General features: G+C 56.3%; 26 protein-coding genes and 1 riboswitch. Of the genes, 19 read left to right on the top strand and 7 right to left on the bottom strand.

Going from position 1 to position 24606, the window contains the following annotated elements; translation table 11 throughout:
• The first annotated feature begins 108 nt into the window (after positions 1–108).
• The 6 genes from ACZ1HV_RS09520 (at position 109) to ACZ1HV_RS09495 (ending at position 3998) form a co-directional block, all read left to right on the top strand.
• Positions 109–1044, top strand: coding sequence for a heme o synthase (locus ACZ1HV_RS09520; protein WP_472717928.1), 936 nt, complete (start codon positions 109–111; stop codon positions 1042–1044).
• Between the two features lie 4 nt (positions 1045–1048).
• Positions 1049–1210 carry a hypothetical protein gene (locus ACZ1HV_RS09515; RefSeq protein ID WP_173006127.1) on the top strand — a complete coding sequence of 54 codons (162 nt, stop codon included), beginning with the start codon at positions 1049–1051 and terminating at the stop codon, positions 1208–1210.
• Positions 1211–1221: 11 nt separating this feature from the next.
• Positions 1222–1824 (top strand): cytochrome c oxidase assembly protein, encoded by a 603-nt coding sequence (locus tag ACZ1HV_RS09510; protein WP_298813909.1) that lies wholly within the window; start codon positions 1222–1224, stop codon positions 1822–1824.
• 49 nt (positions 1825–1873) lie between these two features.
• Positions 1874–2746, top strand: coding sequence for a cytochrome c oxidase subunit 3 (locus tag ACZ1HV_RS09505; protein WP_298813908.1), 873 nt, complete (start codon positions 1874–1876; stop codon positions 2744–2746).
• A gap of 83 nt (positions 2747–2829) precedes the next feature.
• Complete coding sequence (locus tag ACZ1HV_RS09500; protein WP_298813907.1) at positions 2830–3219, top strand: DUF983 domain-containing protein; 390 nt, start codon at positions 2830–2832, stop codon at positions 3217–3219.
• Positions 3220–3248: 29 nt separating this feature from the next.
• On the top strand, positions 3249–3998 hold the full coding sequence (locus ACZ1HV_RS09495; RefSeq protein WP_472717927.1) for an SURF1 family protein: 750 nt from the start codon (positions 3249–3251) through the stop codon (positions 3996–3998).
• Positions 3999–4048: 50 nt separating this feature from the next.
• Here ACZ1HV_RS09495 and ACZ1HV_RS09490 read toward each other — a convergent pair whose 3' ends face one another.
• Both ACZ1HV_RS09490 and ACZ1HV_RS09485 read right to left on the bottom strand, forming a co-directional pair.
• On the bottom strand, positions 4049–4537 hold the full coding sequence (locus tag ACZ1HV_RS09490) for a peroxiredoxin (protein WP_298984883.1): 489 nt from the start codon (positions 4535–4537) through the stop codon (positions 4049–4051).
• A 122-nt stretch (positions 4538–4659) separates the two neighbouring features.
• Positions 4660–5481, bottom strand: a complete 822-nt coding sequence (locus ACZ1HV_RS09485; protein WP_472717926.1) for a protein-disulfide reductase DsbD domain-containing protein — start codon at positions 5479–5481, stop codon at positions 4660–4662.
• Between the two features lie 181 nt (positions 5482–5662).
• Here ACZ1HV_RS09485 and ACZ1HV_RS09480 point away from each other — a divergent pair, with 181 nt between their 5' ends.
• The 5 genes from ACZ1HV_RS09480 to ACZ1HV_RS09460 all read left to right on the top strand — a co-directional run bounded on the left by ACZ1HV_RS09480 (position 5663) and on the right by ACZ1HV_RS09460 (position 12751).
• Positions 5663–6259, top strand: coding sequence for a YqgE/AlgH family protein (locus tag ACZ1HV_RS09480; protein ID WP_298813900.1), 597 nt, complete (start codon positions 5663–5665; stop codon positions 6257–6259).
• Positions 6260–6449: 190 nt separating this feature from the next.
• The gene (gene thrC, locus ACZ1HV_RS09475) at positions 6450–7856 is read left to right on the top strand and encodes a threonine synthase (RefSeq protein WP_472717925.1); all 1407 of its coding nucleotides are present in this window, start codon (positions 6450–6452) and stop codon (positions 7854–7856) included.
• A gap of 4 nt (positions 7857–7860) precedes the next feature.
• Complete coding sequence (locus tag ACZ1HV_RS09470) at positions 7861–9150, top strand: M16 family metallopeptidase (RefSeq protein WP_472717924.1); 1290 nt, start codon at positions 7861–7863, stop codon at positions 9148–9150.
• Positions 9151–9171: 21 nt separating this feature from the next.
• Positions 9172–9810 carry a GNAT family N-acetyltransferase gene (locus tag ACZ1HV_RS09465; protein ID WP_298813894.1) on the top strand — a complete coding sequence of 213 codons (639 nt, stop codon included), beginning with the start codon at positions 9172–9174 and terminating at the stop codon, positions 9808–9810.
• Between the two features lie 31 nt (positions 9811–9841).
• A complete protein-coding gene (locus ACZ1HV_RS09460) occupies positions 9842–12751 on the top strand; it encodes an EAL domain-containing protein (protein WP_472717923.1) in 2910 nt (969 codons plus the stop codon).
• A 40-nt stretch (positions 12752–12791) separates the two neighbouring features.
• On the opposite strand, the gene ACZ1HV_RS09455 is transcribed toward ACZ1HV_RS09460, so the two are convergent.
• The 4 genes from ACZ1HV_RS09455 to ispH are packed head-to-tail and all read right to left on the bottom strand — an operon-like array spanning position 12792 to position 16167.
• On the bottom strand, positions 12792–13715 hold the full coding sequence (locus ACZ1HV_RS09455; RefSeq protein WP_472717922.1) for a diacylglycerol/lipid kinase family protein: 924 nt from the start codon (positions 13713–13715) through the stop codon (positions 12792–12794).
• 34 nt (positions 13716–13749) lie between these two features.
• Positions 13750–14202: a ribonuclease HI gene (gene rnhA / locus ACZ1HV_RS09450; protein ID WP_298984894.1), complete on the bottom strand. Its 453-nt coding sequence runs from the start codon at positions 14200–14202 to the stop codon at positions 13750–13752.
• The gene (gene thrB, locus ACZ1HV_RS09445) at positions 14199–15164 is read right to left on the bottom strand and encodes a homoserine kinase (protein WP_298958784.1); all 966 of its coding nucleotides are present in this window, start codon (positions 15162–15164) and stop codon (positions 14199–14201) included. The genes rnhA and thrB overlap by 4 nt, the downstream gene beginning before the upstream one ends.
• Positions 15165–15168: 4 nt before the next feature.
• Complete coding sequence (gene ispH, locus ACZ1HV_RS09440; RefSeq protein WP_298813884.1) at positions 15169–16167, bottom strand: 4-hydroxy-3-methylbut-2-enyl diphosphate reductase; 999 nt, start codon at positions 16165–16167, stop codon at positions 15169–15171.
• A gap of 191 nt (positions 16168–16358) precedes the next feature.
• On the opposite strand from ispH, the gene ACZ1HV_RS09435 reads away from it, so the two are divergent.
• The 8 genes from ACZ1HV_RS09435 to ACZ1HV_RS09400 all read left to right on the top strand — a co-directional run bounded on the left by ACZ1HV_RS09435 (position 16359) and on the right by ACZ1HV_RS09400 (position 23843).
• Positions 16359–16943 carry a hypothetical protein gene (locus ACZ1HV_RS09435; RefSeq protein ID WP_298813882.1) on the top strand — a complete coding sequence of 195 codons (585 nt, stop codon included), beginning with the start codon at positions 16359–16361 and terminating at the stop codon, positions 16941–16943.
• 143 nt (positions 16944–17086) lie between these two features.
• Positions 17087–17179, top strand: a riboswitch (glycine riboswitch).
• 176 nt (positions 17180–17355) lie between these two features.
• A complete protein-coding gene (gcvT, locus tag ACZ1HV_RS09430; RefSeq protein ID WP_472717921.1) occupies positions 17356–18507 on the top strand; it encodes a glycine cleavage system aminomethyltransferase GcvT in 1152 nt (383 codons plus the stop codon).
• Between the two features lie 27 nt (positions 18508–18534).
• The gene (gene gcvH / locus ACZ1HV_RS09425) at positions 18535–18906 is read left to right on the top strand and encodes a glycine cleavage system protein GcvH (RefSeq protein ID WP_472717920.1); all 372 of its coding nucleotides are present in this window, start codon (positions 18535–18537) and stop codon (positions 18904–18906) included.
• 3 nt (positions 18907–18909) lie between these two features.
• On the top strand, positions 18910–19395 hold the full coding sequence (locus ACZ1HV_RS09420; RefSeq protein WP_298813876.1) for an OsmC family protein: 486 nt from the start codon (positions 18910–18912) through the stop codon (positions 19393–19395).
• A 246-nt stretch (positions 19396–19641) separates the two neighbouring features.
• The gene (gcvPA, locus tag ACZ1HV_RS09415) at positions 19642–20988 is read left to right on the top strand and encodes an aminomethyl-transferring glycine dehydrogenase subunit GcvPA (RefSeq protein ID WP_298984898.1); all 1347 of its coding nucleotides are present in this window, start codon (positions 19642–19644) and stop codon (positions 20986–20988) included.
• Positions 20985–22577, top strand: coding sequence for an aminomethyl-transferring glycine dehydrogenase subunit GcvPB (gene gcvPB / locus ACZ1HV_RS09410; protein ID WP_298958796.1), 1593 nt, complete (start codon positions 20985–20987; stop codon positions 22575–22577). Before gcvPA ends, gcvPB begins: the two co-directional genes overlap by 4 nt.
• Before the next feature lie 122 nt (positions 22578–22699).
• Positions 22700–23167 carry a MarR family winged helix-turn-helix transcriptional regulator gene (locus ACZ1HV_RS09405; RefSeq protein WP_298958799.1) on the top strand — a complete coding sequence of 156 codons (468 nt, stop codon included), beginning with the start codon at positions 22700–22702 and terminating at the stop codon, positions 23165–23167.
• A gap of 22 nt (positions 23168–23189) precedes the next feature.
• Positions 23190–23843, top strand: a complete 654-nt coding sequence (locus ACZ1HV_RS09400; RefSeq protein WP_472717919.1) for a cysteine hydrolase family protein — start codon at positions 23190–23192, stop codon at positions 23841–23843.
• A 15-nt stretch (positions 23844–23858) separates the two neighbouring features.
• Here ACZ1HV_RS09400 and ACZ1HV_RS09395 read toward each other — a convergent pair whose 3' ends face one another.
• Complete coding sequence (locus tag ACZ1HV_RS09395; RefSeq protein WP_472717918.1) at positions 23859–24563, bottom strand: glutathione S-transferase family protein; 705 nt, start codon at positions 24561–24563, stop codon at positions 23859–23861.
• Between the last annotated feature and the right edge of the window lie 43 nt (positions 24564–24606).

Here is a 24606-nt window from a genome sequence, read left to right as displayed (position 1 = left end):
GCACCGCGCCGGTTCCCGGCGCGGTGCCAGTTTGAAAGCCTGACGGTTCGGCAGATACTCGAAGCCAACTGAAAGAACAGGCGAACATGGAAATCAAAGGACGCGCCTATGTCGCTCGTTGAGCGCCAGGAAACGATGAACCAGGACAGCGCCGTTTGGAACGGTGGAATGGGATCTGTGAGCGACTATGTGGCGCTCCTGAAACCCCGTGTCATGTCGTTGGTCATCTTCACTGCATTTGTCGGTCTCATGCTTGCCCCCGGCAACGTGCACCCTGTGCTCGGCGTTGTCGCGATCTTGTGTATCGCAATCGGTGCCGGGGCATCGGGCGCTCTCAATATGTGGTACGACGCTGACATAGACGTCGTCATGACCCGAACACGCAATCGGCCTATCCCCGCAGGCAAGATTACGCCTGACGAAGCGCTGGCCTTTGGCATCACTCTGTCGATCGGTTCGGTTCTGACGCTTGGTCTGTTGGTGAACTGGTTTGCCGGCGCTTTCCTGGCCTTCACAATCGCCTTTTATGTCGTCGTCTATACGATGTGGCTGAAACGCTCGACGCCTCAAAACATTGTCATTGGTGGCGCAGCCGGGGCCTTTCCGCCGATGATTGGCTGGGCGTCCGTGACTGGCAGCGTCAGTCTGGAAAGCTTTGTACTGTTCCTGATCATCTTCATGTGGACACCGCCGCATTTCTGGGCCTTGGCCCTGGTCAAAAACGGTGACTACACGGCTGCAAAAGTGCCGATGCTTCCGGTGGTCGCGGGACCGACCAGCACGCGTCACCACATTCTGATTTATTCAATCCTTCTGGCGCCTGTCGGTGTGGCGCCCTATCTGCTCGGGTTCGCAAGCCTCTTTTACGGTGCAGCGTCCGTATTTCTCGGCGTGATCTTTGTTGCCCTTGCCGCCGATATCTGGCGCAAGCGAGAAGGCGATGCCGCCAAAGCAGCTTGCTGGCGCCTGTTCAAGTTTTCGATCTTCTATCTGTTCATGCTGTTCGCCCTTCTTCTGGGCGAAAGCCTGATCGCGGGGGCCTGATCGCATGGCCGCCGAAGAACAGGGCATCAAGCTGACGGACGAGCAAAAGAAAAAGCGCCGTGCGCGCTCGATTGCGATAGCAGCCGTGTTGGTTGCCATGGTTGTGCTCTTTTACATCGTTACCATCATCAAGCTGGGACCGAGTGTAATGGACAGGGCGCTCTGATGGAGGAACGCATGAGCCGGGAAGCGGATCAGGATCTGGCCCGTAAGAACCGCAAAGTCGCGGTCATTTGCGTCGGGATGTTTGCCTCGATGGTGGGTATGGCCTATGCAGCCGTACCGCTTTATGACCTGTTCTGCCGGGTCACCGGATTCGGTGGCACTACACAGGTTGCAGATGCCGCCAGCGATGTCGTGATCGACCGGAAGATCACCATCCGTTTCGACGGCAATGTGAACCAGAGTCTTGCCTGGGCATTCAAGCCTGAGCAACGGTCCGTAACCCTCAAGATGGGCGAGTCGGCGCAACTTGCTTACCTAGCTACGAACACTGGCGTGGGACCGAGCGTTGGCACATCCACCTACAATGTGTGGCCACCCGCCGCTGGAGCCTATTTCAACAAGCTGGACTGTTTCTGCTTTACAGAGCAGGCACTTGAATCCGGCGAAACTGTCGAAATGCCGGTCGTCTTTTTTGTCGACCCTGAAATGGACAAGGATCCTGAACTGAAACACGTGAAGGAAATCACTTTGTCCTATACCTTCTTCCCGGTAGAACAACCGGAACGCCCTGTAGCAGCCCGAGCCGAACAGCCCGGTGCTGAGACGAAATTGTGAGAATGGCGCTTGAGCGCGATTGAAATGACTGTGTTTGGGGAGCTTGCCGATGGCTGAGGCACATACCAAAAACCACGACTACCACCTTGTGGAACCAAGTCCGTGGCCGTTTCTAGGTGGAGTGGGCGCATTTGTGTTTGCTCTTGGAGCCATCGGCTTCATGAAGTCGGCACAGGGCACGGAGTTTGTCCTGTTCGGAATGAACCTGACTGGCTGGGGCCTGTTCGCCATCGGCCTGCTGGTTATTCTCTATGTGATGTTTGGGTGGTGGCGTGACACCATCAATGAATCGCATCAGGGCCACCACACTCGGGTTGTTTCCCTGCATCTGCGCTACGGCATGCTGCTCTTCATCGCTTCGGAAGTGATGTTCTTCGTAGCCTGGTTCTGGGCCTATTTCGATGCCGCGCTTTTTGCGGGAGAAGCGATCCAGTTCGCAAGGGTAGAAGCGACAGGCGGCCATTGGCCACCCGATGGCATTGAAACATTCGACCCCTGGCACCTGCCGCTGCTCAACACGCTGATCCTTCTGTGCTCAGGCACCACGGTGACCTGGGCGCACCACGCTCTTCTGCATGAGGACCGCGAAGGCCTGAAATGGGGTTTGACGCTGACAGTGATCCTCGGCGTGCTCTTCACCATCTGCCAGGTCTATGAATACGGCCACGCAGCATTTGGCTTCAGCGGCAACATCTATGGCGCGACCTTCTACATGGCCACCGGCTTCCACGGCTTCCACGTGATTGTCGGTACGATCTTCCTGGCTGTTTGCCTGGGCCGCGCACTCGCGGGTCAGTTCACCAAGGAAAAGCACTTCGGGTTCGAAGCGGCTGCCTGGTACTGGCACTTCGTTGACGTTGTCTGGCTGTTCCTGTTCGTCGCCATCTATATCTGGGGTGCGGGTACGCCTGCCGCCCACTAGGACGACACACAAAGAACGACACTTGCGCCCGATCCGGCCAACCGGGTCGGGCGCAATCGTTTGGGCATGGAGTAAGGCAGACGATGGAAGACAAGGCACATTTTCCTCCGGTTAATCCGGTGTCTGCCGGGCTGTCGGGCAAGTGCCCGCAATGCGGCCAGGGCAATCTCTTTGATGGTTTCCTGAGCGTGAAGAAATCCTGCATGTCCTGTGGACTGGACTATGGCTTTGCCGACAGTGGCGATGGGCCAGCAGTTTTTGTCATTATGCTGGTTGGTTTTGTCATCGTCGGGCTGGTGCTTTTTGTTGAACTGTCCTTCCAGCCACCGATCTGGCTACACCTGTTGCTTTGGCTGCCGTTGACCGTCGTTCTTGCCGGATTGGTGCTTCGTCCCCTCAAAGGCCTTATGATTGCCCTGCAATTTCGCCACAAGGCCGCGGAAGGCCGCCTCGACGACGACCAAAACTCCTGACTGAAAGGATTGTCCCTAAGATGGGGCCCATGAGGAAGCTCATTTTCCCGACCCTTGCGACGTTGATAGCGCTGGCTATCCTGCTCAATCTTGGCTTCTGGCAGCTCAACCGATTGGCCTGGAAAGAAGCTTTGATCGACAGAGTGAAGGCAGGTGTTGCCAGTTCCCCGATTTCGGCACCTGGTCCAGCAGCTTGGGATGCCCTTAATGAAGACGACGATTATCGTCATGTTGAAGTCCGCGGCGTGTTCCAGGAAGGCTCTGCCTTTTATTACACCGCACTGACAGATCCAGTTGGCACAATTGGCGGGCCCGGACTGATGGTCTATGCGCCGTTCAAATCAGATGACGGTTGGACGGTCTTTATCAATCGCGGCTTTCTACCCCAAGGGCTTGATGGCGATCGCCGAGCTGAAGCACTTGACCTGCCTAAAGGTGAAATCACCCTAATGGGGTTGTTGCGCCTCAGCGAGGAGCCAAATTGGACGACACCAGAACCAGACAAGAATGATCTCATCTGGTTCGCGCGCGATACGGCATCGATGGCTGAGCTTCTGGGGGTCGAAACCACAGGCCTCGCGCCCTATAGCGTCGACTTGGATGCGGCATTTACGCCTGTCGCCGGATTGCCTCAGGCTGGCGAAACGATTGTGCGCTTCAAAAACGACCACCTCGGCTATGCTCTCACATGGTTCGGTCTCGCAGCGACATTGGTGGGCGTCTATTTGACGTGGGCCGCCGGGGTGATTTGGCCCCGAAGGCGCGCGGACAGCACATAAAAAGAGAGGCCTTGCGGGCTCTCTGAATTTTTGACGGCTATCGAAAAACCTTAACCGAGCGCTTCCAAAATAGCGGCGGCACCTGATTTGGTGGCGTCACCAGGGCTGTCTTCAACGGCGAGGAACGTTACTTCTCCGTCTTTTGCGATGAGCGCGAAGCGCTGTGAGCGCAAATGACCGAAAATTGGTGCAGGACCGAGCCCGAGACCGACAGCTTCGACGAATTCAGCGCCGGTGTCGGCCAGAAACGTGATTTTGCCGCCGGTGTTTGAGCCCTTTTCCCAGGCATCCATCACAAAAACGTCGTTGACGGAAACAACGGCGATCTCGTCGACGCCTTTGTTCTTGAGCGTCTCGGCGTGTTCGACAAAGCCGGGCAGATGATTCATGTGGCAGGTTGGCGTAAAGGCACCCGGCACTCCAAAGAGTACCAGCGTCTTGCCATTCGTCAGCGCGCTTGTTGTCGTCTCGCCCGGACCGTCCGCGGTCATGATCTTGAACGTGGCCTCTGGGAGGCGGTCCCCAACCTTAAGTGTCATAACTAAATCCCTTGTCCGTTGGCTGCCGAAGGAAAATGCAGCCCGGGCCAGAGATAGGGCGGAATGCTGTTCCAGTCGAGGGACACGGCGCCAAAAACGGAAACTTGAAGCTTGACTGCGAACTATTCCACCCAGGCGGGATCAATCGGTTGCAATACTTCCGTTGCCTTGCCGCCAGAGGTCAGCACCAGCCGGAGTGTCGTGTCCTCGTCATGTGTGGACAGACCCTTGGTGGAGAGGTGCCAGGTCGCGGCATCCCCGTCGTGGCTGGCCAGCTTTGGCAAGCCGATGAAAGACCCGTGCGGACCGGCGGCAAAGAGATCCGGTTGTTCCTCAGTGCCAACGGTGGCATCGATGACAAGCAATGTCTTGTCCTCAGACAGGCTTACATTCTCGATCTTCAGCGTATCGTCGCTGGACGAAGCCGGCACATTGTCGAGGTCTCGTTCGATCAGTTTGGCCGCGAGCTTGTCTTCTTCCATGTTCGGGCCGAAATCGAGACTGAGAACAGCATCACCCGGAACACAGATGTCTTTGCAGATACCGAAGAAAAGTTCGATGGAAAGACGAACCTCACCTGAAGGGTCCTCAGGCGTTACCTTTATCGGCAACACGATGCCATCGTGATAGACGATTGATTCTGAAAACCCGTCATTGTAGCGCTCCGGCACCGGATAGAGGACTTCAATGTCTTTCAGGTTTTTGGTGTTAGAAAGCGTGATTTGCGGCGGAATTCCAGCTTCGCCAGGGTAACGCCAATAAGTATGCCAGCCCTCTTCCATCAGAAATTCCAGACCCGCCAGATAGGTGCCGTCTTTTAGCGGGGCAGAGGCAATCAACCGCACAGCACCACCTTGAACCTCAGTCCAGTCGGTCATGGCGGCACGCGCCTGAGAAAGGGCTGTCAGGAGGGCGAGCGAAAGAAAAAAGGCAAATCGTTTCATGCTCTTTTTGCTACACGACTTTCCGGAGGAGGTCATCAGCCGGTTGCCTAAATCGGGGTCATATCCTTGTGACGCCGCCGTGAACCCAACACCAGTGAAATTGGAAACTGACATTAACAAACACAACCAAAGGGGCTACACTTCAAGGCGGCAGGGGGCATCAACGGCAAATGAGGTACGAATGGCTGTAACCGAAGCAACAGATACCCTCGAAGGACAGTTTCTGATTGCGATGCCGAGCATGGCAGACAGCCGGTTCGAACACTCTGTAATTTATGTATGCTCCCACTCGGATCAGGGGGCGATGGGTCTGGTTGTAAATCAGGTTGCCAGACACCTGTCACTGGAAGAACTCCTAATACAATTGGATATCGTCAACGACGACAGTGCCATTCGGATGCCCGCCAGCGTGCGCGGCATGAATGTTCACAAAGGTGGTCCGGTTGAAGTTGAACGCGGATTTGTCCTGCACAGCGACGACTTCATGCTCAACCAGTCGACATTGGCGATCGACAACGGCATCTGTCTGACAGCAACGCTTGAAATACTCAGAGCTCTTGCACAGGGAACCGGCCCGGAGCAGGCCATGTTGGCTCTGGGTTATGCCGGCTGGTCACCGGGCCAGCTTGAGAGCGAGATACAATCCAATGGCTGGCTTACGGCACCCGCCGACTCAGACATTCTGTTCGATCGGGAATCCGATAGAAAATGGCACCGTGCTCTCGGCAGTCTGGGCATCGACCCGGCGATGCTGTTTTCTGATGCTGGCCACGCCTGATCCCTGTCCCACTACAGTCACGATTTTAGCCAAAAGCGACTTGCGCTTGATTGTTATGGCGCGTAAGTCGCATGTTTGGCATGGTTTGTTTCAAATCCGCCGGCTTTGAAGTAATCTTCATTTCTGGCAGATCGGGCAAGGGGCTTAAGGGCGTCCCGAAACAAGATCAAATCGAAAGGGAAGTTGCGCGGTGAAATACACGAGCACCCGTGGTGAAGCACCAGTTCTGGAATTTTCCGATGTCCTGCTCCAGGGGCTTGCCCGCGACGGTGGTTTGTATTTGCCGGAAACGTGGCCGCAATTTGATGCCGAAACCATAGCGTCCTTCGCGGGCAAGCCCTATGAGGACGTTGCCTTCCAGGTGATGCTGCCGTTCGTTGGCAACGACATCCCGAATGACGATCTGAAGTCCATGATCAAAGAAGCCTATGAAGGCTTCCGGCATCCAGCCGTAACACCATTGGTCCAGACCGACGCAAACACTTTTGTCCTGGAACTCTTTCACGGACCCACGCTGGCGTTCAAGGACGTCGCGATGCAGTTGCTAGGCCGGATGATGGATTATGTCCTGGCCAAGCGCGGTCTCCGCGCAACGATCGTCGGTGCAACTTCGGGCGATACTGGCGGCGCTGCAATCGATGCGTTCCGGGGCCGAGAGCGAACAGACATATTCATCCTGTTTCCGGACGGCCGGGTATCGAATGTCCAGCGGCGACAGATGACCACGCCTGACGATGCCAACGTGCATGCCTTGGCGCTGACCGGAAACTTTGATGACTGCCAGGCAATCGTCAAAGGCATGTTCAACCATTTCTCGTTCCGCGATCGGGTCGCTTTGTCGGGTGTCAACTCGATCAACTGGGCGCGCATTCTGGCACAGATCGTCTATTACTTCGTCGCCGGAGCTGCGTTGGGTTCTCCGCAAAGGAAGGTCTCCTTTACGGTGCCGACGGGCAATTTCGGCGATATCTTCGCTGGCTATGCAGCCATGAAAATGGGACTTCCGGTCGAAAAATTGATAGTTGCGACCAATGTCAATGACATTCTGGCGCGCACGCTTGAGACCGGACGCTATGAAAAGCGCGGCGTGACGCCAACAATTTCACCGTCGATGGACATTCAGGTTTCCTCCAACTTCGAGCGCCTTCTTGCGGAAGTTTGCGGCAGGGATGGAGCAATTGTTCAGCGCATGATGAACCAGCTTATGCAGTCCGGCAGTTTTACGATTGATGAAGGGCCGCTCGCCGACATGCGGAGCTCCTTTGGAGCCGGGCGGTGTGATGAAGCACAAACGGCCTCAACAATTGCACGGGTCTGGGAAGACGCGGGATACCTTCTGGATCCGCACACCGCAATCGGTGTGCACGTTGCAAAGGAGCAGAACGATAGTTCTGTTCCCATGGTGGTTCTGGGAACGGCTCATCCGGCCAAATTCCCGGATGCAGTCGAAAAAGCGGCTGGCATACACCCGGAATTGCCGGAAAATCTTAAAGACATAATGAGCGCGGAGGAGCGCCAGCAAATATTGGCGGCAGATCAGGACGTGGTGGAGCGATATATCGAAGATCACGCCCGGGCCGTCACCGCTGGGGTGTGACTATATGAAAGTACAAACAACTGTTCTTGAAAACGGGATGACGGTCGTTACCGACCAGATGCCTTACCTGAAAACCGCGGCGCTTGGAATTTGGGTCCGCACGGGCTCTCGAGCGGAACTGGTGAACCAGAACGGCATCACCCATCTTCTTGAACACATGGCTTTCAAAGGCACCAAATCGCGCACCGCGAGAGGCATTGCCGAGGAAATCGAGGCCGTCGGAGGAGAGCTGAACGCCTCGACCAGTATCGAACATACCAACTATTACGCCCGTATTCTTGCTGAAGACATGCCCCTGGCAGTCGATATACTGGCAGACATTCTGCAGAACTCTACCTTTGACGCCCAGGAGCTGATGCGTGAACAGCATGTGATCCTGCAGGAAATCGGTGCGGCCAACGATTCACCTGAAGATCAGGCATTTGATCTGTTTCAGTCGACCGCTTGGCCCGACCAGCCAATCGGACGCCCCATTCTGGGCACACCGGAGACGGTGCAGGGGTTCAATCGGGACGCGTTGAACACGTATCTGGCGGAACGGTATCGGGCTCCGGACATGGTTCTGGCAGCTGCAGGCGCCGTCGATCATGACGAGCTGGTTGCAATGGCTCGGGAAAAACTGGGCGGTTTCAGCAGCGAAGCTGCGTCGCAGGAATCTGAAGCCACCTACCGGGGCGGTGAAACCCTGCGTAACAAGGATCTCATGGAAGCCCAGGTACTAATGGGCTTTGAAGGCAGACCCTATAAGTCCAAGGATTACTACGCCATTCAGATCCTCGCCTCCGTGCTCGGTGGCGGGATGTCTTCGCGGCTGTTCCAGGAAATTCGCGAAAAACACGGGCTGTGTTACGCAATCTACAGCTTCCATTGGGCTTTTTCCGATACCGGCCTGTTCGGCCTTCATGCTGCAACAAGTCATGAAGACCTTGGCGCTCTGATGCCGATGATTGCAGATGAGCTGGTGTCCGCCACCCAGACGATTACGGATGATGAGGTGGCCAGGTCACGGGCGCAGATCCGCGCAGGCCTTATGATGGCGCTGGAAAGTCCCGCAGCACGTGCCGGGCAGATCGCGCGCCAGATCCTCGTTCACGGACGCGTCCTGGGCCCGGACGAAATCTCGGCCAAAATTGACGCAGTCACCGCTGCAGAAATCCGGCGGGTGGCGCACGAAACCTTTGTCGGCGCAACGCCGACACTGACTGCAATTGGGCCGGTTGATGGCATCATGACCGCAGCAGAGCTTGCGGACAGGCTTCAGCAGGGACCCGTTCTGCAGGCAGCTTCCATGTAATTTGGCTGGAGGCGCGCGAGGATGGCATTGCTACGGCCGGGAACATCGCCTGACGCCGAACTGCTGATCGAAGCCGGCGGTTACTTTCTGCGTCCTCCGATCATGTCCGACTATAAAGAGTGGTCGGAGCTGCGTGCAGAAAGCCGACGGTTCCTGAAACCCTGGGAGCCGTTATGGCCTTCCGACGATCTGACGAAGTCAGGTTTTCGCCGCCGTCTGCGCCGTTACGCGAAGGACCGTAAGGAAGGCCGCAGCCTCTCTTTTCTGCTGTTTCGTGCCAAACGACACGAGATACTCGGTGGCTTGACGCTGAGCAATATTCGCCGCGGTGTAAGCCAGACAGCAACTCTCGGCTATTGGATGGGGGAAAGGCATGCGGGGAAAGGCCATATGTCTTCCGCGGTCGCCATGATCTTGCCGTTTTGTTTCGGCGTTTTGAACCTTCACCGAATTGAAGCGGCGTGTCTTCCGACCAACATGCCGTCCATCCGACTACTCGAGAATGCAGGCTTCCACAGAGAAGGCTATGCGCGCAACTATCTGTTAATTAACGGCACCTGGCAGGATCATCTCTTGTTTGCCTGTTTGGCGGAAGATCACGCATCACGGCTGGAAAAGGTGGCGCCGAGTGTTGACGGTATCTTGAAAGAATTCTTGTGAGATGCGCAACAACCCGGTAGTTCTTCGCCCCATGTCGCATACGTTACCGGAAACATACGTCAGCGTTCTGAAACGCAATGTCATAGGACTGTGGTTGATCTTCGCGATGCTTGTTGCCTTCCCGGCGCAAGCTCTCGAACCGATCCCCGTGCCGATTGATATCGAAGCGCTGGATATCACCAATTCCGTTGAGCTTCACAGGGACGCCGGAACACGGCTGCAGGTCTCTACGGCGCCCGGTGCTGACGGCATCGTCCGCCGGATCGAGGTTCCGTCGCTTGATGGTACCAACACAAACTGGGCCGTTTTTGCCCTGGCCAACACCAGCGATGAACAGATAGACCGTTTGATCGTCGCGCCGAACTACAAGCTTGTCAGCTCCGAAGTCTTTTGGCCGGACCTTGGTTCCTCGCGTATCGCCACAATCACCCCCAGCCAGGGTATTGCCCCGCAGCGTCAGAAAAGCCTGGAAGCAGATGTCTTCCTTGTGACGCTCGACCCGGGCTCCATCGTGACTTTCGTCGCGGAACTGACGACGCCCAATCTGCCTGAAATCCGGATCTGGGAACCGGATGTCTATAAGGAAACCATTAACGCCTACACTCTTTACCGGGGCATTATTCTCGGTATTTCAGGCCTGCTGGCTCTCTTCCTGACGATCTTGTTCGTCGTCAAGGGCACCGTCATGTTCCCGGCAACAGCAGCGCTTGCCTGGTCGGTGCTTGCCTATTTGTGCATCGACTTCGGCTTCTGGGGCATGGTGTTCAATCTGGGCGGCGGTGGCAGCCAGCTCGCCAGGGCCTGTGCGGAAGTGATGCTTGCGGCCAGCTTGATCATCTTTCTTTATGCCTATCTCAATCTTAATCGCTGGAACATTCACTATTCTCACCTCGCGCTGACGACATTGATCCTCATATTGGGGCTGTTGGGCGTGGCGGTTTGGGATCCGTCGGTTGCGGCCGGCATTGCGCGGCTTTCATTGGGAGTAATTGGCGTACTGGGCTTCGTGACCATCGCAGTGCTGGCCTTTCAGCATTACGACAGGGCAATCCTGCTCATCCCCACCTGGTGTCTGTTGATTGCCTGGTTGATTGGCGCAGCCATGTCCGTGACCGGATATCTTGGCAACGACATCGTTCAACCGGCACTTGGCGGCGGTCTGGTTCTGATTGTTCTTCTGATCGGCTTTACGGTGATGCAGCACGCCTTCGCAGGCGGCGCTATCGCACAGGGCCTGATCTCTGACGTTGAGCGCAAGGCCCTGGCGCTGACGGGTGCAGGCGACATCATCTGGGACTGGGATATCGATCGGGATCGGATCTTTACCGGCAACGAAGTCGAAGACCTTCTGAGCCTCAAACATGGCACGCTGGAAGGACCGGCGCGGGACTGGCTTGATGTGTTGCACCCGCAGGATCGCGACCGGTTCCGCGCGACGCTGGATGCGGTGATAGACCAGCGCCGCGGGCGTGTGATGCAAACGTTCCGGCTGAGGTCTGAAGATGGCCATTTCCGTTGGTTCCGGTTGCGTGCGCGGCCCATCATCGGGTCTGACGGCGAGGTCATACGTTGTGTCGGGACGCTCCTGGACGTCACCGAAGAACGCACGGCTGAAGAGCGGCTTCTGCATGATGCGGTCCATGACAATTTGACTGGATTGCCCAACCGCGAGCTCTTTGTCGACCGCCTTCGTACAACAGTGGTCCGTGCGAAGGCTGAGGAAACGTCCAAACCGACAATTCTGGTTTTGAACCTCGACCGGTTCAAGCAGGTCAATGACAGTATAGGTCTGTCGGCCGGCGACAGTATTCTCTTGACGGTTGCGCGGCGCCTTGGCCGTCTGATCGGCCAACAGGACACATTGGGCCGACTGTCGGGCGACCAGTATGGTCTGGTGCTCTTGTCGGAACAGGAGCCAGACAGAATTGTCGCGCTGGCCGATGCTCTGCGCAAGGCAGTTCGCGCCCCGATCACCTTTGGAGACCGGGAGATCTTTCTGACTTGTTCGGTTGGCATCTCGTTCTTTGAGGGTGGCAAGCAGGGCGTTGAAGACATGCTCACCAACGCTGAGATTGCGCTTAATCACGCAAAGCGTCTCGGAGGGGACCGCCAGGAAGTCTTCCGTCCGATTCTGCGCCCACTCGACAAGAATATCGTTGATCTGGAGGCAGATCTCAGAGAAGCGATCAAGAAGGAGACACTTGGTGTTTTCTTCCAACCGATCATTCGTCTGGAAGATCAGTCTGTCGCTGGATTTGAGGTTCTTGCTCGCTGGAACCACTCAAAACGCGGCAAGATTTCTCCGTCCGAATTCATTCCGGTTGCCGAGCAGTCCGGTCTGATCAATGAACTTGGCATGTACATGCTGGACAAGGGCGCTCAGCAGCTTGCACATTGGCAGCGCGAGTTTCCGATGCAACGTCCGCTGTTCGCTTCAGTCAACCTATCGTCTCGCCAGCTGCTCAAGCAGGATCTGATCAACGACGTAAAAGCGGTGCTGTCCAGAACGTCATTGGAGCCGGGAACGCTCAAGCTCGAGTTGACCGAATCTCTGCTCATGTCCAACCCGGAATACTCCGCGAAGGTTCTGGAGCGTTTGCGGGGCCTTGGGGCAGGGTTGTCGCTGGATGACTTCGGTACCGGCCATTCTTCGCTGTCTTACCTGCAGCGGTTTCCGTTTGACACCATCAAGATTGATCAATCCTTCGTCAAACCCAACGGGTCTTCTGCGCGGCCGGTGCTGCTCAGGACCATTGTTGCCATGGGACATGATCTGGGCATGCAGGTGGTTGCAGAAGGTGCGGAGAGCGAAAACGACGCTCTGGAGCTCTATCAGCTTGGCTGTGAGTATGCGCAAGGTTTCTTTTTCGGAGAAGCTGTCTCGGCCTCTGAAGCCACGAAGATCTTGCGGAAAATGCCGGCGGAAGCCGAAAGCGCCTGACAGGTGTCCGCCATTGAAGCGGTTGTCATCGGTGCGGAGGCTAAGGCACGAGGATTGGCACAGTCTTGTCCGATGCCTGGATTTCCAGCGGCGTCGCGCCAAAGGGATCGCCGTCGATTTGAGCAGCGACAGCTTTCATCGCCTTGATCGATGCAATTTTGAACGGTCTTACGGTCGCGCCTTTCGCCTTGTGAATGCGCCCGCATAGGAGAGCGATCCCATAACGCAGGGACGACCAAGGGTCGTCTTTTTCCAACACCAGCATATGGAGACCGGGATCGGTCGCTCCGCCAGGAGAAATCACAAATGGGCCGCCATAGTGGTGCGCATTGCACGCAACGGCGAACTTGCCTCTCAGGGTCTCGCCGTCCAGCGTGACGTCCAAGAGGGCGCCTTTGCGTTTCAGTCCTATTCGGATGGCTGTAATCACATAGGCAAGCTTGCCGAAACGGCGTTTCAGAGCAAGCGGGACGCCGTGGACGACTTCAGCATCGAACCCGGTTGAGGCCATAAGCGCGAAAGGCCTGCCATTGGCAATGCCGAAGTGCAAAGGCTTTGTCTTTTGGGCGAGGATCATATCGGCAACGGCAGCAGCAGACCGCGGTAAGGACAGCTCCAGCGCGAGCACATTCGCCGTGCCGGTGGGGATCACAGCCAGTTGCGGCGGGGCGGGATGATCTTGGAAACCGGTGAGCGCTTCGTTGATTGAACCGTCGCCACCTGCGACCACGAGTGTCTGAACGCTCAATGCAGGGTCAGCACATGTTTCACCAATTTCACCGGCACGTTGAGTCAGGCGGATTTCCGTCGAACGCCCTTGGCTTTCCAGCCGCTGTCGAACGTCTTCGAGAAACTGGTCGTCATACCCGCCGGACGTCGGGTTCGCCATTATCAGCACCTTGCCGGTTGAATGCGGCTTGGTCCGGCGTGACGCTGCCGGTGCGGACCCCCTGATATCGCTCACTCGAAACCCTCTGTTGCACGAACAGATCTTGTTATTAGCCGCCGCTCTTATAGGGAGCCATGCCCCCACGCGCCAGCTCATCTGCACGCTCATTGTCGGGGTGACCGGCATGTCCCTTGACCCAGTGCCAGGTCACGTCATGCCGTTCCCTTGCTGTATCAAGGGCTTGCCAGAGGTCTGCATTCTTCACGGGCTTGTTCGCAGCGGTCCGCCAGTTTTTTCGTTTCCAACCCTCAAGCCATTCTCGAATGCCGCTGCGCACATACGTGCTGTCGGTATACAGATCGACGGCGCAAGGGCGCTTAAGCGTGTTGAGCGCTTCGATTGCTGCCATCAGTTCCATGCGGTTGTTGGTGGTTTCCGTTTCGCCACCCTGCAGTTCCCGCTCGTGACCGCCAAAACGCAATATCGCTCCCCACCCACCTGGTCCGGGATTTCCGGAGCAGGCACCGTCGGTATAAATGGTGACGCGGTTTTCGGTGCTCATCTTTCCAATCCGTAAGCCTCTGTGGAACTGACCGTTTGGTGAAAACGCAGTTTCTTGATGTATTCCATCGGATCTTTCGGAGTGACCAATGCACCGGGAGGTACGCTTAACCAGTCATAGAGCCGTGTGAGCAAGAAGCGCAGCGCAGCACCTCGGCACAGGATCGGCAACGCATCATACTCGGCCTCGTTCAGCGGCCGGACACCTGTGTAGCCGTTCAGAAGCGCCCTGGCCTTGGTCACATTGAAGGAAAGATCTTGCTCGAAGCACCATGCGTTGAGGCAGATGGCAATGTCGTAGGCGAAAGCATCGTTGCAGGCGAAATAGAAATCAATCAGGCCCGAGAGTTCGTCGCCCAGAAAAAAGACGTTGTCGGGAAAGAGGTCTGCATGAATGACGCCGCTTGGCAGGTCCGAGGGCCAGATGGTTTCGAGATGTTCGAGTTCGGTGGCAAGTTCGGTTGTCAGGCCTGGATGAACGCTGTCACTGCGGTCCCCGCATTGATCGAACAAAGGGCGCCAACCGCTGACATCCAGAGCGTTTTTTCTGAAACCGTCATAGTCCCGCCCGTCGAGATGAAGCTCAGCCATGGCTTTGCCGAGTTCACCACAATGCTCAACGCGGGGCCGCTTGACCCACATTCCTTCCAGAAAGGTAACAAGCGCGGCCGGACGCTCGGCCAGTGTGCCCAGAAGCTTGCCTGACCTCGAGGCGACCGGTGTCGGGCAGGACAAACCCTTTGCCGCCAAGTGTTGCAATAGATTCAGGAAATAGGGCAGGTCGTCCGGATTTACCCGCTTTTCGTAAAGGGTCAGAATGAAGGACGCCTTGTCCGTATGTACCAGGAAATTGCTGTTTTCGACGCCTTCCGCGATGCCCTTGAACGAGAGCAGGCGCCCGACATCATATTGGCCGATGAAGTCGCTCAGCTCTTCATCGGTGACTTCGGTATACACAGCCATAGTCTTACCCGGTGGCTGCCTGGGCCGGGGCAATCATGTCCCGCAGTTCCCTTGGCAGGTTGAAGGAAATCGTCTCCTCCGCCGTATGAACGGTCTCAACTGTCACATCGAACCGTTCGGCGAAAGCAGTGATGATTTCCTCTACCAGAGTTTCGGGAGCTGATGCACCGGCCGTCAGGCCCAAAGTCCGAACGCCTTCGAATTCCTGCCATTGAATGTCGCTTGCACGCTGGATAAGTACAGATATCTTGCAACCTGCGCGCTCTGCGACCTCACGCAGCCGCTGCGAATTGGACGAGTTCGGCGCGCCGACAACAATCATCGCATCCACCTTGGGCGCGACGTGTTTGACGGCTTCCTGACGGTTGGTCGTCGCGTAACAAATGTCTTCCTTGTGCGGGGCCACTATATCGGGGAACCGCTGCTGCAGGACTGCAACAATGCCGGCAGTGTCATCGACCGAAAGGGTCGTCTGGGTGATATAAGCAAGGGGCCGATCGCTTTTGGGCACATAGGCGCGGGCATCGTCTTCGGTCTCGATCAAGGTGACCGTGCCCTCCGGCAATTGACCCATGGTTCCGATCACTTCAGGGTGGCCTGCGTGTCCGATCAAGAGAACTTCGCGGTCACGGCGGAAATGGATTTCCGCTTCCTTGTGCACTTTCGAAACAAGCGGACAGGTGGCATCGAGATAGAACATCTTCCGCGCCTCGGCATCCTGCGGAACGGATTTGGGAACACCATGTGCTGAAAAGATAACGGGTCTGTCACTGTGTTCTGAAGGGATTTCCTCCAGCTCTTCAACGAAGACCGCCCCCTTTGCCTTCAGACCGTCCACCACGAATTTATTATGCACGATTTCGTGACGAACGTAGACCGGACGACCGTACTTCGTCAGTGCCAGTTCGACGATCTGAATGGCCCGGTCCACGCCTGCGCAGAAGCCGCGCGGAGCGCAAAGCTGAAGGCTGAGAGGCTGTTTTTCGTGTTTGGTCTCGGTCATGGTCCACTTTCGACAAACCCTTATGGCCGCAATAAGGGCTTCACCTCCCTCCCTGTCAAGGGAGGTGCGCTTAAGTGCGCATAATTTCGGCCATAATCTCCTGCTTCATGCATTGTCGCCATCAAGTCTCGCCAAGTATTGCGGGACCTGCTAATAAGCCCCGCCAAGTCGCGTTGCATTCGAATGGGAAAATGATGATCAGAACGTTTCGAGCCGTGTCCGCAACCAAGATAAAGCTTGCCTTTGGGGCTGGCCTGTGTGCGGTGGTTTTGAGTGGCTGCGGTGGTGCGGACAGCGTTGCTGGCAAGGTGATTTCAGGCGGTCGTGCGCCGATTGAAGTGACCCCGGAAACGTTTGCCCCGCCTGTACCTTGCCCGCCGATGCAGTTGAAGCCCAACACCTATCTGATCATGAATTATGTGCGCGGCAAACAGAACGAACCATCGGGTTTGCGCTATCAGGCCACGGTAGAGGAATGGGCTGTCACCTGCACAAGTGAAGCGGATGGCGGGCGCCGCATGAAGCTCGGTTTCTCAGGTGATGTGACCCCGGGCCCTGCCTGGCAGGGCGGAGACATTGTCTTGCCGCTGCGTGTTGCTGTTGTCCCCGGCGGAGAGGACGAGAAACCGCTGAGTTCCGAGATTCTCAAGATCCCTGTTTCAATTGCGGCTGGAGCACCTGCCGAAACCTGGACCTTGATTGAAAACAAATTCACGATTCCCGCCGGCGCAAGCGTCAAGATCGTCTTCGGATTTGATGAAGGCCGCCGTCGCTAAAAAACCTCGTTGTGAGGAGAAGACAAACAGATTTTGCACGGGCAAACATAAGTTGCGACACGTCGCATATTGACAAGAGTATATCCGGCTCGCACAATCGCGCCCTAATCGGGGTCGTCCCCTGATTGGTGTGGTGACACGCTAAAGCTTATGCGGGAGAGGCCGGATGTTTAGATGCCGGCGCCGAAGGAGCAACCGCCCCGGAAACTCTCAGGCAAAAGGACCGCATAGGTTAAAACGCTCTGGAAAGCAGTGATCCGTTCAAGCGGACTGCTCACCGAAGGAGTAACCGCTCGGCCGTCTGAGGCGGCTAGCGGGAAATCTCTCAGGTACTCGGACAGAGGGGGTGCAGACAAACCATTGCCCACGATGGGCGGTTTGAGACTGCGCAACCCCGAATTCGAGGACCGTTATGGCGGAACCCGTTACAGAGTCCGATCTGAAACAAACGCCTCTTCACGACCTTCATGTGGAACTTGGCGCACGAATGGTACCCTTCGCGGGTTATTCCATGCCTGTGCAATTCAAGGCCGGCATTATGGCCGAACATCAGCATACCCGCTCAAGGGCCGGTTTGTTCGATGTGTCCCATATGGGCCAGGCCTTTCTGATCGGACCCGATCATGAAACCACCGCGCGCGCGCTGGAAGCATTGACCCCGTCGAACTTTGTCGAACTTGGGCTCGGCCGACAGCGTTACACCGTCCTGTTGAATGACGAAGGCGGAATTATCGACGACCTTATGGTCACCCGCTCGATCTCGACCGAAGATGATGGTCGGCTCATGCTTGTCGTCAACGCCGCGCGCAAGGATGTCGACTACGCGCATTTTCGCGCCAGACTTCCGGAAAATGTGAGGCTCGAAGTGGTCGAGGACCGTGCGCTGATTGCGGTGCAGGGTCCAGAAGCTGTCGCTGCGGTCGCTGCGCACGCGCCCAAAGCGGCAGAACTTGCTTTCATGAGCGCGTCTTCCATGGAATTCGACGGAATTGACTGTCACATCGCGCGAGCTGGGTATACGGGTGAGGACGGCGTCGAAATGTCCGTTCCTGCTGGTGCGGCCGAGGCAATAGCCCGGGCACTTCTGGCAGATGACAGGGTCGAGCCCATCGGGCTTGGCGCACGCGACAGTCTACGTCTTGAGGCAGGCCTTTGCCTTTATGGCCACGATATTGATGAAACGACCTCTCCTGTCGAAGGCAATATCACGTTCTGTATGCAGAAACGCCGCCGCGAAGAAGGCGGATTCCCGGGTTCAGATCGGATTCAGGCAGAGCTCCGTGACGGCGCTGACCGCGTACGCGTCGGGTTAAGCCTCGATGGCAAAGCGCCTGCTCGTGAAGGTGCTGAAATAGCTCTGCCGGGTGCAGATGTGATCGGAACCGTGACTTCGGGCGGATTCGCGCCGAATGTCGGTGCCCCGATTGCCATGGGCTTTGTGCCACGCGCGCAGGCCGAAATTGGAACTCAGCTTGAACTTATCGTGCGAGGACGCCGCTTGCCCGCCACCGTGGCGGACATGCCTTTTGTGCCCAATCGCTATTACCGCAAACCAAAATCGTAAAAAAGCTCCAGAGAACGGACGAGAATTATGACCACTTACTACTCCAAGGATCACGAATGGATTGCCGTGGAAGGCGATGTCGCCACCGTTGGCATCACTTCTTATGCCCAGGAACAGCTTGGCGACGTTGTCTTTGTCGAACTGCCGGAAGTAGGCAAGGCGCTGTCACAGGGCGATGAGGCCGCCGTGGTGGAATCTGTTAAGGCCGCAAGTGAGGTTTATGCACCGATCGACGGTGAAATTGTCGAAGCGAACGACGCGCTCGCAGACGAACCTGCCAAGGTCAACGAGGACCCTGAGGGCGCCGCCTGGTTTCTGAAGATGAAGGTCGGCAATGCAGACCAGTTGAACGAGCTTATGGACCAGGCGGCCTACAAGGCATTCGTGGAGACACTGTAATTCATGGCGGGGCACCACTATTCAGCTAAGATTGAATGGGCATGTGACGGTGATTATGCCGCCAATGCTTATTCTCGTGGGCATATCTGGCGTTTTGACGGTGGCTTGGAAGTTCCGGCAAGCGCGTCGCCCACGATAGTGCCCCTGCCTCATTCCATCGAAGGTGCGGTTGATCCGGAAGAAGCCCTCGTGGCTGCCATTTCGTCTTGTCACATGATGTCGTTTCTGGACCTCGCCCGAAGGGCGGGTTTCAACGTAGCGAGCTATCGTGACGATGCACGCGGTGAAATGAACCGCGTGGCCAGAGGCAAGATGGCGATTACCAAAGTGGTATTGAAGCCGGAAATCAATTTGATTGCAGCGGAAGCCCCGGATCCGACCTGGATGACGGATCTCCACGAGAAGGCGCATGATATCTGTTTCATCGCCAACTCCGTGAAATGCGAAATCGTGGTGGAGCCCGAACCACTCCGATTGACGGCGCCATGACAACGGGGCGCACGGCCAGCGAGGCTCAACGTGTTGGCGCAAGCTGCACGAGTGAGGCAAAGGTCGAACGCCCGTAGACCGGTACATGCAGCAAGGGTGGTTGAAACCTGAAATGCCGCATGAACCGCAGAAATTGAACCGCTCTGCTGACGAGTGGACGCGGCCGGTTGATCAACTGGCCGGGACAGGGCCGGAGCAGGATCCGGACACCGTTGGCAGGGTCTGACAACTCTTGGGAGCTGCCTGATGCGCTATTTGCCATTAAGCAATACCGACCGCGGCGACATGCTTGCGCGGATCGGTGTCAATTCGATTGACGACCTGTTTGCCGACATACCGGAAAACGTTCGTCTGGACGGCCTCTTGGACCTTCCGAAACGTGCAAGTGAAATGCAGGTTGAGCGCAAGCTCTCTGCAATGGCTGCGAAAAACACGTCGGCCGGGTCAGTACCATTTTTCGTTGGAGCCGGGGCTTACAAGCACCATGTTCCTGCAACCGTTGATCATCTCATTCAGCGGTCTGAGTTTCTGACCTCCTATACGCCTTACCAGCCGGAAATCACCCAAGGCACTTTGCAGTATCTGTTTGAGTTTCAGACACAGGTTGCCCGATTGACAGCCATGGATGTTGCAAATGCATCCATGTATGACGGTTCCACCGGCACAGGTGAAGCTGTTCTGATGGCTCACAGGGTCACGAAACGCAACAAGGCGGTGCTTTCCGGCGGTCTTCATCCGCAATATCGAGAAGTCGTCGAAGGCCTGTCTAACATGTCAGGCGACAGGGTTGTCAGTCTTCCCGCAGATCCGATGGGGACTGAAGATATCCTCTCGCAGATCGACGACGAAACATCCTGTGTTGTTGTGCAGTCGCCCTCATTCTACGGCCAGCTTATCGATCTGAAGCCGATTGCTGAAAAGGCGCATCAGCACAAGGCGTTGCTGATTGCAGTGTTCACGGAAGTGGTTTCCCTGGGACTAATCGAACCTCCCGGAACACAAGGTGCCGACATTGTTGTTGGCGAGGGTCAATCGATTGGCAACGGCCTCAACTTCGGTGGCCCTTATGTCGGTCTCTTTGCCACTCGCCAGAAATATGTTCGCCAGATGCCGGGCCGTCTTTGCGGTGAAACTGTCGACGCGGAAGGCAAGCGCGGGTTCGTGCTGACGCTTTCAACGCGTGAGCAGCATATCCGTCGTGACAAGGCAACATCCAACATTTGCACCAACTCTGGACTTTGCTGTCTGGCCTTCACCATTCACATGGCGTTGCTGGGACAGGCGGGGTTGACAAAGCTGGCCAGGATAAACCACGGCAATGCCGTAAAACTCAGGAAATTGCTCAGCGCCGTGCCTGGTGTTGAAGTCTTGAATACGGCCTATTTCAACGAGTTCACTCTTTCTCTTCCGAAGGTTGCCGAAGACGTTGTTGAGCGCCTCGTCGAGCGCGGGATCCTTGCAGGTCTGCCGGTATCGCGCCTTGAACCCGAGAACCGGGACTTGGCCAATCTGCTGGTTGTTGCTTCGACAGAAGTCAATACGGATGAAGACCGGGCTGCCTTCGCAGCCGCTCTGAAGGAGGTGCTGGCATGAGCATGAATACGCAAGGACGCCCGACCGCACCTGGCAACGCAGGGGAGAGCTTCCGGCCAAAAACCTTCACCGGCAATCGCGCTCTCGATATGGAAGAGCCACTGATCTTCGAATTCGGGTCGCTTGAAACGACCGGCGTCGATCTTGACGAGGACGATGGGATTGAGTTTGAGCTCGGCGCGTTTGAACGTAAGGCCGATATTGGTCTGGCTGGCCTCGCCGAGCCTGAAGCCATGCGCCATTATGTTCGCCTGTCGCGCAACAACTACGCAATCGACAGCGGTCTTTATCCACTCGGCTCTTGCACGATGAAGCACAATCCACGGCTGAACGAGAAGATGGCACGTCTGCCGGGCTTCTCCGACATTCATCCGCTGCAGCCGGTTTCATCTGTACCCGGCGCGCTGGAACTGATCGACGAACTCGCCCACTGGCTGATGGTCTCGACGGGGACACACGCGGTCGCCATGAGCCCCAAGGCCGGCGCACATGGTGAACTCTGCGGTATGATGGCGATCAAGGCCGCACATACGGCTGCCGGCCGGGATCCCAAGATCGTGCTGGTGCCGGAAAGCGCCCACGGCACCAATCCGGCGACCGCGGCACTGCTCGGGTTCAAGGTCGTTTCCATCGATGCCAAGGATGATGGCACCGTAGACCTGGCAACTTTGAAAAACAGAATTTCAGAGCACACAGACAACATTGCCGGGATCATGCTGACCAATCCGAATACCTGCGGATTGTTCGAACGGGACGTTAAGGAAATTGCCGACCTGATCCACGATGCAGGTGGCTTCTTCTATTGCGATGGCGCTAACTTCAACGCCATTGTCGGCAAGGCCCGTCCCGGTGATCTTGGTGTTGATGCCATGCATATCAACCTGCACAAGACCTTTTCGACACCTCATGGCGGTGGTGGTCCAGGTTCCGGTCCGGTTGTGCTGTCGGATCGTCTGGCGCCCTATGCGCCGCTTCCCTTCATCCGCAAGTCCGATGCCGGACTTGAATTGGTTGAGACGAATGCGGCAACGTCAGAGGACGAGCAGCCTTTCGGTCGCATGACTGCATTTCATGGGCAGATGGGCATGTATGTCCGGGCACTGTCCTACATGATGAGCCACGGTTCTGATGGCCTGAAACAGGCTTCCGAGGATGCTGTCCTGAACGCCAATTATATCCGTGTCGGCCTTCAGGATTTGATGAGCCTTCCTTTTGGCGTCCGGCCCTGTATGCACGAAGTGCTCTTTGACGACAGTTTCCTGAAAGACAGCGGAGTGACTACGCTCGATTTTGCCAAGGCAATGATTGACGAGGGCTATCACCCGATGACCATGTATTTCCCGCTGGTTGTCCATGGCGCGATGCTGATTGAACCGACGGAATCTGAAAGCCGGGCGTCGCTCGACCTGTTCGTCGCCACCATGCGCGATCTCGTCATGAGTGCGCAGCGAGGTGAGACAGAGCGCTTCTCCGGAGCGCCGTATCTTGCTCCACGCCGCCGTCTCGACGAAACCGGCGCTGCCCGCAAACCGGTCCTGAAATGGACCGAACCGGAACCAGCTCAGGTGACGCCGGAAGCTGCTGAATAGGTTGGACTTCAGTATTCTGAGACGCGAGAACCCCGGCGCTTTGCCGGGGTTTTTGTTTGTTCAATTTTCCTTGTTGACAATTCGCATGTCAAAATGACAATACTTTTGTCAAAGAGAGTTTCATGGATAAATCAATCGAACTTTATGAGATCATCCGTTTGATCCGGCCGGTGCATCGGCGCCTTGCACGCGCCGTGGAGGCAAAGCTTCAGGGGACGGATGTGACCGTGGGAATGCGTGCCGTTTTGGAAGTGCTTCAGGAGGCGGGTCCGCTTTCGGTGCCCGAAGTTGCCAGAACGCTTTTCCTCGCCCGCCAACAAATCCAGTTGTTGATGTATGCGCTGGAAGATCAACACCTGGTGGAGCGAAAACCCAATCCGGCGCACAAGCGCTCACCGCTTTTCTTACTGACCGAGGCGGGTGAAACGGTGTTTGGCGACATCCGCACAAGGGAGAATGGTGAGATCGATGAGGTCTGCGAACTGTTCTCCGCACAGGATCTTCAATCCACCCAGCGGGTTCTGTGTGCCATGCTCGATCATTTCGCCGAGTTCGAAGACGATCCGGATCAGCCGAAAGCGCTTGAATGAAACGACATCAAGGAGGTCAATCATGTCCTTAGTATTGAGTATCGTCGGGTTGGTGATCCTGGGTCTTCTGGGGCTCTTTCTCTATATTGCCTATTTCGTCCGCAAGCTTGGAACGCCGACCAAAGGGGCCAAGATCGACAATAGTGTTCGGCCGAACGAAGCGCTGGTCGTTATTGATGTGCAGGAAGACTTTACCCGCAACACCGGTAAGAACGCATTCGATCCGAGTGTGCGCGACGCCGCTCTTGATGAAATCAACAGGATGATTTCTGCCGCGCGGAAAGCCGGTCACGACGTGGTTTTTGTCAGGAACGTCTTTCGTGACTGGCCCATCATCCAGTTGATGAAGCTTGTCGCCGGAGGCATAGGAACGCCAGGACGGGAAGAGTTGAAGTTCGACCGCAAGCTTGAAATTCGTGATTCTTCCGTCTTTGAAAAATCGATCGGTGACACGTTTTCGAGCCCGGACTTCGAGAGCTTTCTTGCAAAGCGGGACATCGGCCGCTTGACGCTTGTCGGTCTCGATGCTTGCCATTGTGTCCAGTTAACGGCCAAGGGAGCACTGTCCCGAGGATATGAAGTTGAAATCCGCGAGCCGGCAATATTGACCGCGACGCCGGCCAAATGGCCATCTCTGAAGCAAGACCTCACCAGGGCCGGAGCCGCGATCGCCTGAATTACGGGCTGCAAGTCAGTGTTTCGCCGTTGCCGATGCTGCAATGTCAGACTGTTTCAAGAGGTAGGATAGCCAACTGTCGCGTCTGCGCAGGAATGCTCTGAGGTCCTCCTGATAGGTTTCGGCAACGGCGGTCACCACCGAGGGGCGCTTGGCCAGATGCTGTCGCCATTTCTCAGTATTCTCCAATCCATCCAAAACCTTCAGGTCCACGAAGTCATCTAGCACATCGAAATATCTGAAAACCGGCGCAAAGGCCGCGTCGACGAGCGAAAAGGGGTCGCCTGCAAAGAAGGGGCCCTCGGGATCAATTTGTTCTTCCAGATGGCAGAAATTCAGTCTTAACGCTGCCTTCGCTGCTTCGAAATCCTGCTTGTGTTTCGCGTTGTAAAGCGAGCCGATGCCGTTCAGGACTTGCGAGGCAAATTCGACATAGGCCCGATGTCTGGCGCGTTCGACAGGCTGGTCCGGGTGAAGTCTGCCCGGTTGGGTTTCGTCCAGATATTCGACGATTGGCGCGGATTCAAAGAGGTAACGCCCTTCTCCGGTCTTGAGCAAAGGCACCTTTCCAAGAGGCGATGCCTTTTGAAACCATTCAGGTTTGTCTGCCAGATCGATGTAAATCCGGTCGAACGGAGCGGATTTTTCAGAAAGAACAATGGCCGCCCGTTGAACATAGGGGCAAAGGTTATGGCTGATGAGAGTTTGAACTTCGCTCATGTGATACTCCAATTTCATGCAGTTGCATCTAGTTAGATGCATT

This window comes from Roseibium sp. JB4-4, assembly GCF_055693425.1.
Note: the sequence above shows the minus strand (reverse complement) of the source record. Positions and strands in the feature narration are given on the sequence as shown.